Genomic DNA, 10,518 nt, shown 5'->3' on the forward strand with positions numbered 1-10,518 from the left:
GGGCGAAATTATTTCTGTACTTTTGCCGCCCGGTTCAGGCTTCCTTACGTAAACCCTGCCGCCGCACCGGCAAAATTTTTATTTATTATGTCCGATTATTTATCCAATACCTCAAATTCCGGGTCAGCCGCCGGCGAAAGCCTGGTTCCTAAAGTCGAGATCCGCGAAGGCCTGCTTTTATTTATTCTGGCTACCATCCAGTTCACCAACATCATGGATTTTGTGATCATGATGCCGCTCGGACCCCAACTCATGCGCGTTTTCCAGATCAACCCGCAACAGTTTGGCCTGGTGGTTTCGGCTTATACCTTCAGCGCGGCCGTTTCCGGTTTCTGTTCGGCCTTCTACATCGACCGGCTCGACCGCAAAAAAGCCTTGCTGGGTTTATACCTGGGTTTTGCCATTGGAACAGCCTTGTGTGCCCTCGCTCCTACCTTCGAACTTCTGGTAGCCGCCCGCGTGGTGGCCGGCTTGTTCGGCGGGGTTTTAGGGGCGTTGGTGTTAGCTATTATCGGAGATGCCATTCCGGAAGAACGCCGGGGCGCGGCCACCGGTAAGGTAATGGCCGCTTTCTCCATAGCTTCCATCGCCGGTATTCCGATCGGGCTTTATCTGGCGAGCAAAACCAGCTGGCACGCTCCTTTTTACCTGCTGGCCGGCATGAGTCTGGTAGTACTGGCCATCGCCATGAAATTTTTACCGCCGCTGAAAGGCCACTTAACCAATGCCAAGCACGAAAAACCGCACCGCGTGCTGCTGAACATTGTAAAGAAGAAGAACCTGCTGTGGGCTCTGGGAATGGTGTTTATTCTGCAAATGGCCGGCTTTACGGTGGTACCTTTCATCAGCCCATACATGGTAGCCAACATTGGTTTCGCCGAATCGGAACTGACCTTTATTTACCTCTTTGGCGGTTTGGCTACCGTAGTAACTTCCCAACTAGCCGGCCGCCTGGCCGATAAATACGGCAAGAAAAAAGTTTACATCATTGCCGCCCTGGTTTCCATAATCCCGATCTTACTCATTACCAACCTGCCGCCTATTCCGCATTATCAGGTGTTTATTATTACCACATTCTTCTTCATTGTTTTCGGAGCGCGCTTTGTTCCGGCCATGTCTTTAATAACTTCCAGCGTAGAGCCTAAGCAACGGGGCAGCTTTATGAGCATCAATTCTTCCGTACAGCAGCTTGCTTCGGGCCTGGCCGCTTTTACTTCCGGCCTTATTGTGCAGAAAGCCGCTAACGGACAACTGCTGCATTTCAACATGGTGGGCATTCTGGCTTCGGTAGCTACCGTTATTTCTATCTTCGTAATTATGAAACTGAAAACGGTAAGTTAAAAGCTGAAAAAACAGTATGGATTTTAAACAAAAAGCCCTGCCGGTTATCTGGCGGGGCTTTTTGCTTAGGGCATTTTCATCTTTGTTATTTTTCCAGAAATTTTAGCTTATCTTTTATTATGAACCCATTAAATCCTCCTACTTTTGCTCCATCAATCAATCAAACCAAATCCCGTTTCAAAAAACACTATTAAAAAAATTATTCTTTCTCTTTTACTCACATGTCTTTTTTTATCAGCAGAAGCTCAAAACTACGAATATAAGGTTGTAACTATTGTAGAATCGATCGTTCCCATGGGAATTGGCCGGTCCAGAATAATCGAGAACAAACAGGCCCTGGATGCGAACCAGTTTACAACGGCCAGAACGAATGGTAAAAACAGCAAACAGGATGATGTTGACCGGTCAGATCTTAAACTAGATGCTTTTGATGAAACGAAACTGCTGAACTTTTACAGCGCGGCAGGTATTAATTTCCAAAACATTGCTTCTAACGACGCCTTAATTACCTCAAAGATCAACACGCTTACCAACGAAGGCTGGGAACTTGCTTTTACCTTAAGTGGTGTGGAAAGTGATGCCGGCGGTCCTGATGGAAAAGGAATTTATATAACCCGCCTGATCTTCATAAAGAAAAAGCTTTCTTAAGGATTTTTAAACATCAAAAAAAGCCCTGCCGGTAATCTGGCAGGGCTTTTTTATTAAAAATCAGGAAGCAAAAACCTTACTTATTAAAGGAAGCAAACCAGGGAATCAGTTCCGAGATCATCGGCTGGAACGTAGTGCCATGGGTACCTCCCGGAATGGAATGGAAGGTTAGATCTTTCGCGCCGTTTGCTTTCAGTTTATTGTAGGTAACCTGGGAATTGGTAAACGGAACCACATCGTCGGCGGTGCCGTGGTACATCCGGGTTGGAGCTTTGGGCGCGTAATCGGTTAAGCTGTTGGCTTTCAGGGCTTCTTTCACCTGGTCTTCGCCGGAACCTTTCAGGGCGTTGAAAAAAGCCGGCGCAAATAACTTATTTGGTTGTTTTACCAGTTCCGCATTTACCTGGCTACCGGTTTTAGAGCCGTTCAGCAAAGCCGGAATTTTGGATGCATAAGGCTCCTGAAAGAAATCCGTTAGCGGGCGGTTCCAGCCGTTGGCCGTATTGTAAGCCTGCAGCAAAAAGGCCAGGTACGACGGGTGATTATAAGAAGGCGCCGTGGTAATGTTCGAAAGCATATCCTGCAGATCGTAACCGCCGGCACCGGCTGCCACCGCAGTAAGCTTCAGATTATGCGCCGGGTTGTTCTCGATTTCCTTTTGCGCTGCCAGGGTCACGTAACCGCCTTCGGAATACCCCGCCAGGAACAATTTATCGCTTACCGGAATCTCTTCCTGCTGGCAGAAAATCTTACCGGCTTTTATCATATCGATAACGGCCAGAGCGGAATACTGCTCGTTGTAATATGTGTGCAGGATCTGGGCGGAAGCGCCGTAACCTAAATAATCGGGAATAAAGGTGGCGTAACCGGCCGAGGCAAATAGTTCCGGACCGTTAAAGGAATTCGGAAAGTTGCTCGGAGCGTCTTTATGGGCGAACAAGGTACCATGCTGGGCGCTCAGAATGGCCGGAGGGTTTGGCATGTTGCGCGGGAAACACATGAGGCCGGAAGCCTGGGTTTGCTTTCCCTGATACGTGGTATAGTACACCATTTTAAAAACCACCACATCGTACTGCAACGCTTCGTTGTATTGCGGGTAACCGTTGGCCGTGGCCAGATCGCGGATGGCGCTTGCCGGCATATAACCGACAAAGCTCGTAGAAACCAGGTTATTCGTTTCCGCTTCGGTTTTCGTAACCGCTTCAGCTTCTTTTTTGCAGGCTGTGCCGCTTAAAATAGTCAAGAACACCAGCGCCCAAACGTAAAAAGCCGATTTTATATTTTTAACTAACATATCAGATTTTGATCGTTGAAATCTTTTCATAATAAAGAAAATTCAGAACCTAAAGTTCATTTTACGCAAACCCTGAAAACCAGGCAATTGCAACTCATTCAATAAGACCCCGAATTTTAACAAACTATATAAAGCATCCTATAATTTTATAAGGCACAAAAATTAAAAATAGATTTTTCCGCTATCTCTCTGTAGAACCGCCTGTTAGAAATTACCTGAGTTACCTGCCTTCGTAGCAATTCCAAGAACTACCGGAAACCATTATCGTAAAATAAGTTGATTGCACTTTCTGTAAGGTTAACTTTGCAACAGAGAGAAATTATCTGATTATTTTCCGGAAGTAAAAGCTTCAAATTACTGCTATGGCTAAAAAACCTTTTTCCGAATTAATAAGCGCACCCGGCATGCCCGTATTGGTAGATTTCTATGCGGATTGGTGCGGACCTTGTAAAACCATGGCTCCTATTCTGCAACAGGTAGCCGCCGAACACGCCGGAAAACTGAAAGTAATAAAAGTAGATGTCGATAAAAACCAGGCCGCTGCTCAACAATTCCGGGTACAGGGCATTCCGACCTTAATTCTTTTCCACCAGGGAAAACCGGTATGGCGGCAATCCGGTGCTATGCCAGCGGCCCAGCTGAGTCAGATCATAAAGCAGCATTTGCCATAACCTGAACTTTACTTTTTGGGCCTGAAACCATACCATTTGCGGTAGATCACTATTGTTTTCCTGAGCGGAAGTGCGTAGTAAGCCACCGTTCAGGATTTTTTTTGCGATTTTCAGGCGTAAGAGCCTTTCAGGAAATTAAGGGCGTTGAAGTTTAAAGCCAGCTGCATAGCTCCGGTGTCGTAAACCGCAAAGACAGTGCATGATACCGGCTTGCTAATTAGCTATAAGGTTATATTGCCGATCTACCTTTTCGCAGGCAGCAGCCGGTTACTGGAACAAAACTAAAAAGAAGGCAGTAGTTAGCAGGCCGGAACTTGAACGTTTGCCAGGAACAGCATTTAAGTAAAAAGATATTAGTATCTGGACTAAAAACATACAAATGATTTATATTCAGGAGATTGACTAATTAAAGTTCCTTGCAGATTATACGGTTATTTTAGTCTTGCTACTTATTTGCCGCCACTGGAATGACGCTGTTCCATAAAACAATATACAATATCGCCTGTTAGGTCCATTAATGGTTTTGGCCCTGAAGACTTCAACGTAATCCTTTTTTTAGTGGTTCAGGCTTATTCTTAATTTCCCTTTCAGGTTTAATGCATCGGGCTAAGAAGTATCGGTCTAACGAACCTCGTTTCTCAGGAAAACCTCAGAATTAAATAAAAAATGGAGCAGCCACCGAACAGCATTTCATCTAAAGCGGCCATCACCGCCTTCGTATCGCTGCTCCTTATTGCTTTATTCTTACTTTTCTGGTATACCGCTAATTTCTTTTTATTGGTTTTCGGGGGTATCCTGTTCAGCATTCTGTTAAGTTCCTTAGCTTATTTCCTGTACCGGAAAACTAAAATCCAGTATCCCATTTCTTTGCTGCTGGTGCTGGTGTTATTAGTTGTAATTCTTGGAGGCATTATTTTGCTGGCAGCTCCTACGGTAAGCCAGCAAGCGGAAGAACTCTCCAGAACGTTGCCGCAGGCTTTTCAAAACCTGAAAGACAGCCTGGCTAAAACAAACCTGGGCCAGAAAATTCTGGCAGGCCTGCCTCGGGAACCTGTTCAATTATTGTCTTCGAATAAAGATATACTCGGGCAGCTAACGGGCGTTGTTTCCTCCACGCTCGGCGTTTTAGCAAATTTCCTGATCATTATTATTACGGGTATTTACCTGGCTTCTGATCCGGGAAGTTATAAAAAGGGAGTTGTTAAATTATTCGCTCCCACATACCGGCCCCGCATCGGTCAAGTATTAGACCAGAGCTATGACACCCTGAGTAATTGGTTGCTGAGCCGGTTTATTTCCATGCTAGTGGTCGGGGTGGCCACGGCAATAGGTTTAACCCTGCTGGGAATTCCGCTGCCTTTTGTGCTGGCCATTATCGCCGCTTTTCTGAATTTCATTCCTAATCTGGGGCCATACTTAGCTCTGATTCCTGCCTTGCCCTTGGCCTACCTCGAGGGGCCGGATAAAGCCCTGTATGTGTTCCTGCTGTATACGGGTATTCAGACCATTGAAGGCTATATATTAACCCCGATGCTGGATAAGAAATTGGTATCCATGCCCCCGGCCTTGCTGCTGTTCGAACAGGTATTATTAGGCATTTTGGTTGGAATAAGCGGCATCTTACTGGCTTCTCCGCTTATAGCCGTACTGCTGGTGATCGTAAAGGAGCTTTACATAAAGGATTACCTGGAGAAGAAAGTCTAAAGAAGCATACGAGTCACTAACATAAAACAACTAAAATAAATATTGTGGAATGCTTTAATATTAGTGCACTATAAAGGTTAAATTGTCAGGTACTTCCGTTCGCCGTGGTTGCGTGTTTTCACCATAGCCGTCAGGCTAAGCTAATTTATTATGTCATCCCGAGCGCCAGTCGAGGGAACTTATGGAGCCGTATATCTAAAGTTTAACAGTAAGACAAACCTTGCTATGCTCGCTTTGTCATTGTAATCTCCATAAGTTTCTTCGACAAGCTCAGAATGACCGCCTTTTTTCCTTAGCCTGACGGCTATGGTGAAAACACCAACAACCATACTCCAGCTTGCTTCTACCCTACAAATAAAACTTTTTGGAGTACTATGGCTTATTTCCTGAAGTATGCCGGTTTATCCAGGTGCTGCAATATCGTTAAGCCAGGCTTGTGCCTCCTGAACCGCCTGTTGGGTACTTCTGCCGATAATTGCTTCTTTTTTCAGGATATGCATGCCGTGTAATACTTCCGAAGCCGCCTGGATGCGAAACGAAGCATAACTGTTTTCTCCAAGTTCAGTCAGGTAAAACCGGCCGTCAGCCCGTTGTATTTTTTCGTAGTATTTCTCCAGCACTTCAATCAACGTGGCGCCAACATTATTCCTGCCTCTTAACTCCAGAATTATTATCGGGTGGCGGGTTCCCGAAGTGATTTTGGGCCATTGGTGTTCCAGCATGCGGGCGCCGGCAAAATGCAGATCGCCGTCAACGGCAAAAATATGGATCGCGTCATTTTCCAGCTGTTCCGGCAGGGTAATTTCTTCAAAGCTGCCATCGGGCAAAAGGCGCCTGCGGTGCAGTTTTACCAGCTGGGAAGAAGTGAAAAAGTAAAGCGTAAAAGACAAAATAACCCCAATGAGTACTGCTGCCTGAATGGGCATAAACAAGGTAATAAGAAAGGTTCCGATCAGGCCGATCCGGGAAGGCAGCCCGGCATTCCAGACTTGTTTATTCTCCTCGAAATTAAGGACGCTGGCCATGGCAAAGATCATGATGGCAGCCAGTACCGGCATGGCTACATTTCCTACTAAACCCGGCAACAGCAAAACCAGGGCTAATACCAGCAAGCCCGAGAAAATTCCGGACCAACGGCTTTTAGCGCCCGCAATAATGTTTAACGAAGTAGAACCCAGGGAGCCGCCTACGCCAATGCCCCCCAGTAATCCGGACGAAACATTGGCAATGCCCTGACTGATAAAATCTCTGGACATGTTGGAGCGGGAACCGTCCGGATTGGGTACGCTCTGGCTTACGCCTGCGGCTTGGATAAGCGTAATAAGGGCCAGGGAAAACGCGCCGCTAAAAAGGGTAGGCTGCAGCAGCGAAAAATCGGGCAGGCGCAAAGATGGCAGGCCTTTCGGAATCTCGCCTACGTCGTTCACGATCTCTACGCTATTCCAATGCAGAAAAAATATAAGAAGCGAGGGCAAGGCAATGGCAACAATGGCAGATCGGTTACCCAGGGGCGTTTTAGGCAGAAGTATCATCAGGGCAATGGTGGCAAGGCCCGGCAGGAGTGCCTGCCAGTTGGTGCGTTCCAGATGCTGGAACAGGTTAACGGTCTGAAGAATTTTATTCGAACCTTCGGCCGCAAAACCAAAAAGGGTAGGTAACTGGCTTAAAATAGTAAGCACCGAAATGCCCGCTAAAAAACCCGTTATCACCGAATAAGAAACAAACCGCACCAGGTTCCCAAACTTCAGCATCCCCATCAGGATCATCATGCCACCGGATAAAACCACCAGTAAGATCAGGGCATCCACCCGCTGCGCCTCCGGATAGGATTGGGTAAGCTGATACAAAAGAAAGGCCGCGGCACTGGTAGTAGAGATGATCATGAGTTTGGAACTGTTTAACAGTCCGCCTGCCAGGCAGCCCCACACGGCGGCAAACAAACCCATGATCGGGCTAACGCCGGCCAGCAAACCGCACGCCATCCCGTCCGGGATTTCGTTCATGGCTACGGTGAGACCGGCATTCAGGTCTTCTTTAAAAGTTGATTTTTTAGTTTGCTTCTGAAGGTGCGTTTCTACGGTGTGCCTGAGCGACGTTTCTCCCGGAAGCAGATCTTCGGGAGGCTTTATTTTATCTTCTTCCGCGCTGTTTTCAGGATTAATATTCATGCCTTAAGAAGCTGTTTTGAGAGGGATTTCCAGAAGTGAGGTCAGCCATTGCTTTATCCGGCTTTCCTGTTGGTATACATGATCTCAATTTTGTGGTCTTTCGATAAAACCTTCGCTATACCCAGAAGCATGGCAATGCCTATGGTATTGGCAATGGTAATAATTACCAGCACTTCCGGATTATCGGCAAAATTTTGCGCAGCAATGATCATGCTGGCGGCTGTGTTCCTTTGGGCCGTAGCCAGCGCCCCGACTTCCCGCCGATTTTCTTTGCCGCTGATTCCCCCTATAAAGTAACCAATACCGAAGGCGCCCAGCACGAAAGCGATGCCAATGAGAATGGCTCCCTGCCCCCAGATTGGTTTCAGTTCGGGAAAATAGCCGGCCAGCGTAGCGGCAATTACCAGGTACAAGGTTCAGGAGCCGATCTTCGCTACCCATGGTTGTAGCACTCCCGTTATCCTGGGCAAAAAACGGGCAAACAATAAGCCCAGGAGAAGGGGGAATATCAATTGTTTCACCAGGGTCCAGGCAATTTTAAAGCCGTCTATTTCGATCTCGGAAATAAGGCGGGGCAATACCAGCGGAACGATCACGATCGTACCCAGTACCAGCTTTATCATGGTGCTGGCGCCTAAGGCCACCTCATGGTCTGCCTCTTGGGTGAGTTTAATGAGAAAGGGTGCACCGGCACAGAGGCTGAAGATGGCAAGCCCGATCCGAAGGTAAGGGTCAATGGGAAAGAAACTCAGGATTACCCACATCAGCAAAGGAGTCAGAACAAAGTTGGCCACTAACATAAGGAGGGCAAACTTCTGGTCTCCTAGGTAGTACATGATGTCGCTCACGTCCTGGGTAAGGCCCACGTTAAACATGGTTAAGAAAACGAAGACCGGAAGAAGCGTGGCCGATATGGTTATGAGTACTTCAAACATGTCGGCTTCGTTTAATCTCCCAGGTTTACCGGTTCTGATTCCTTACCCGTTGCTTCCTTCGTTCCTGTTTCTGGTTCCATCCGGTTTTTAGGGTCGAAGCGGAAGAATTCTTCAAAACCCAGTTTAGCCAATGCCGGATCGCCGTTCGATTTTATGTAGCCTACTGCCAGCGCATAGGCTTCCCACTCAGCCCTTAATTCCTTAAATTTTTCGGGAAATTCGGCGGCCAGATTATTTTCCTCTTTCAGGTCTTCTTTTAGATTATACAAATGCCACTCATCTCCTTTGCCAATGGGCGGCGGCATAAAGACCAGCTTCCAGTCCCCTTTAATTACGGCCTTGGCTTCGCCCATTTCAAAGCCCAGCACATCAAATTCGGTGCGTACCGGCTGTCTGGTTTCTTCCTGTAAATAGGGCTTCAGCGATGTGCCATAAAGCGGTTTCAGGTTACCGTTGGTGTGCGGGTATTTTAAGTTCGCGTAGTCTAAAATGGTAGGAAGCAGGTCGGTTACGTGCAGCAGCTCATCGGTAATCACGCCGCGTTTATGTACCCGCTTTCCGGAAACAATGAACGGGGTCTGGGTGCCGCCTTCGTAGGTGGTGAGTTTGAAATAGGACAAAGGCGTATTGGCCACTTCCGCCCAGGCGCCCCCAATGGAAAGAAAAGAATTGATCCGCCCGTAATTCTCAAAGCTGTTGTCGAAATTGCTTTGGATAAATGCTTCGGAATTGGGCGCGTAAAAGGTCGGGTCTTTGGGGTTGGCGCCGTTGTCGGAGAGGAAAAAAATGATGGTGTCTTCGAACTGGTTCAATTCCTTCAGCTTGTTAAATAAACGGCCCAGGTTCCAGTCCAGGTTTTCGATCATGGCGGCGTAGATCTCCATTCTCCGGGCGGCCTCTTTTTGTTCTTCCGGCGTAAGTTCGTCCCAGCTTTTGAACAAGCCGCTGCCTTCGTTTTCGGTGAGGGTTTTGGGTATCAGCCCCAGTTCCTTCATTCGTTGCCGCCTTTTTTCTTTAATGGCATCGTAACCGCCATCATAAACGCCTTTGTATTTATCCAGCCAGTTATCCGGCACCTGCAAAGGGTCGTGGGGGGAAGTGAAAGCCAGATAGGCAAAAAAAGGCTGCTGGTCGGTTTGTTCCGTTACATACTGCATTATTTTATCGGTATAGTAATCGGAAGAATAAAAATCATCCGGCAGGTTTTCTACCGTTCGCCCATCTTCCGAATATTTGGTGTGAGGCTGCTCAAATGCGCTCAAAGCCCGCTGGTCGTTGAAGTGACTCACGCCGCCGCCTAAAAATGAGAACACCCGCTCGAAGCCACGGGCATGCGGCCGCCGCTCTTCGTGTTCGCCTAAATGCCATTTTCCCGCCATATAGGTGTGGTAGCCGGCTTCTTTCAGTATTTCGGGGATGGTCAGCACATTGGAGTTCAGGTAGCCTTCGTAGCCCGGCTGCATGTATTGATTGGTGGCGTGCATGGTAGGCATCGCGCCCAATCCGGCATCGTGGTTATGGCACCCGGAAAGCAGCATGGACCGCGTGGGAGCGCACAAAGAGGAAACATGAAAATGCCGGAAGCGGACGCCGTGCTCTGCCATTAGCTGAATGTTGGGCGTATGGATCTCGCCGCCAAAGGGCTCGCAATCGGAATAGCCCATGTCGTCGACCACAATGAGCAGGAAATTAGGTTGCCGTTGATTATTCATCCATTATTTTTTATGTGTTTGCAAAGGCAGATCTTTCTCATTCTC

9 protein-coding genes are annotated in these 10,518 nt (G+C 47.6%); 4 read left to right on the forward strand and 5 right to left on the reverse strand.

The features are described 5' to 3' along the window. The first annotated feature begins 87 nt into the window (after positions 1-87). Positions 88-1,341, forward strand: a complete 1,254-nt coding sequence (locus F0P94_RS03685) for an MFS transporter (RefSeq protein WP_150902452.1) — start codon at positions 88-90, stop codon at positions 1,339-1,341. Positions 1,342-1,635: 294 nt separating this feature from the next. Next, complete coding sequence (locus F0P94_RS03690; protein ID WP_225307112.1) at positions 1,636-1,989, forward strand: hypothetical protein; 354 nt, start codon at positions 1,636-1,638, stop codon at positions 1,987-1,989. 76 nt (positions 1,990-2,065) lie between these two features. Here the strand turns inward: F0P94_RS03690 and F0P94_RS03695 are convergent, their stop codons facing one another. After that, positions 2,066-3,283 (reverse strand): alpha/beta hydrolase family protein, encoded by a 1,218-nt coding sequence (locus F0P94_RS03695; protein WP_150902453.1) that lies wholly within the window; start codon positions 3,281-3,283, stop codon positions 2,066-2,068. Positions 3,284-3,645: 362 nt separating this feature from the next. On the opposite strand from F0P94_RS03695, the gene trxA reads away from it, so the two are divergent. Together trxA and F0P94_RS03705 are read left to right on the forward strand one after the other, a co-directional pair. Continuing rightward, positions 3,646-3,954, forward strand: coding sequence for a thioredoxin (trxA, locus tag F0P94_RS03700; RefSeq protein WP_150902454.1), 309 nt, complete (start codon positions 3,646-3,648; stop codon positions 3,952-3,954). 666 nt (positions 3,955-4,620) lie between these two features. Beyond that, the gene (locus tag F0P94_RS03705) at positions 4,621-5,658 is read left to right on the forward strand and encodes an AI-2E family transporter (RefSeq protein WP_150902455.1); all 1,038 of its coding nucleotides are present in this window, start codon (positions 4,621-4,623) and stop codon (positions 5,656-5,658) included. Between the two features lie 401 nt (positions 5,659-6,059). Here F0P94_RS03705 and F0P94_RS03710 read toward each other — a convergent pair whose 3' ends face one another. From F0P94_RS03710 to F0P94_RS03725, 4 genes are read right to left on the reverse strand one after another with little or no spacing between them, the layout of a single operon-like run. Then, positions 6,060-7,826, reverse strand: coding sequence for a SulP family inorganic anion transporter (locus F0P94_RS03710; protein WP_150902456.1), 1,767 nt, complete (start codon positions 7,824-7,826; stop codon positions 6,060-6,062). Between the two features lie 53 nt (positions 7,827-7,879). Continuing rightward, on the reverse strand, positions 7,880-8,239 hold the full coding sequence (locus F0P94_RS03715) for a hypothetical protein (protein ID WP_150902457.1): 360 nt from the start codon (positions 8,237-8,239) through the stop codon (positions 7,880-7,882). 3 nt (positions 8,240-8,242) lie between these two features. Next, positions 8,243-8,761 (reverse strand): bile acid:sodium symporter, encoded by a 519-nt coding sequence (locus tag F0P94_RS03720; protein ID WP_150902458.1) that lies wholly within the window; start codon positions 8,759-8,761, stop codon positions 8,243-8,245. Between the two features lie 11 nt (positions 8,762-8,772). Beyond that, positions 8,773-10,473: an arylsulfatase gene (locus F0P94_RS03725; protein ID WP_150902459.1), complete on the reverse strand. Its 1,701-nt coding sequence runs from the start codon at positions 10,471-10,473 to the stop codon at positions 8,773-8,775. Positions 10,474-10,518 lie beyond the last annotated feature (45 nt).

This window comes from Adhaeribacter soli, from assembly GCF_008727925.1.
In the GTDB taxonomy this organism is placed as follows: domain Bacteria; phylum Bacteroidota; class Bacteroidia; order Cytophagales; family Hymenobacteraceae; genus Adhaeribacter_A; species Adhaeribacter_A soli.

Coding starts and splice junctions, on each gene's coding strand:
- F0P94_RS03705 (WP_150902455.1), top strand. CDS start 4,621: ATGGAGCAGCCACCGAACAGCATTTCATCTAAAGCGGCCATCACCGCC.
- trxA (WP_150902454.1), top strand. CDS start 3,646: ATGGCTAAAAAACCTTTTTCCGAATTAATAAGCGCACCCGGCATGCCC.
- F0P94_RS03685 (WP_150902452.1), top strand. CDS start 88: ATGTCCGATTATTTATCCAATACCTCAAATTCCGGGTCAGCCGCCGGC.
- F0P94_RS03695 (WP_150902453.1), bottom strand. CDS start 3,283: ATGTTAGTTAAAAATATAAAATCGGCTTTTTACGTTTGGGCGCTGGTG.
- F0P94_RS03690 (WP_225307112.1), top strand. CDS start 1,636: ATGGGAATTGGCCGGTCCAGAATAATCGAGAACAAACAGGCCCTGGAT.
- F0P94_RS03710 (WP_150902456.1), bottom strand. CDS start 7,826: ATGAATATTAATCCTGAAAACAGCGCGGAAGAAGATAAAATAAAGCCT.
- F0P94_RS03725 (WP_150902459.1), bottom strand. CDS start 10,473: ATGAATAATCAACGGCAACCTAATTTCCTGCTCATTGTGGTCGACGAC.
- F0P94_RS03720 (WP_150902458.1), bottom strand. CDS start 8,761: ATGTTTGAAGTACTCATAACCATATCGGCCACGCTTCTTCCGGTCTTC.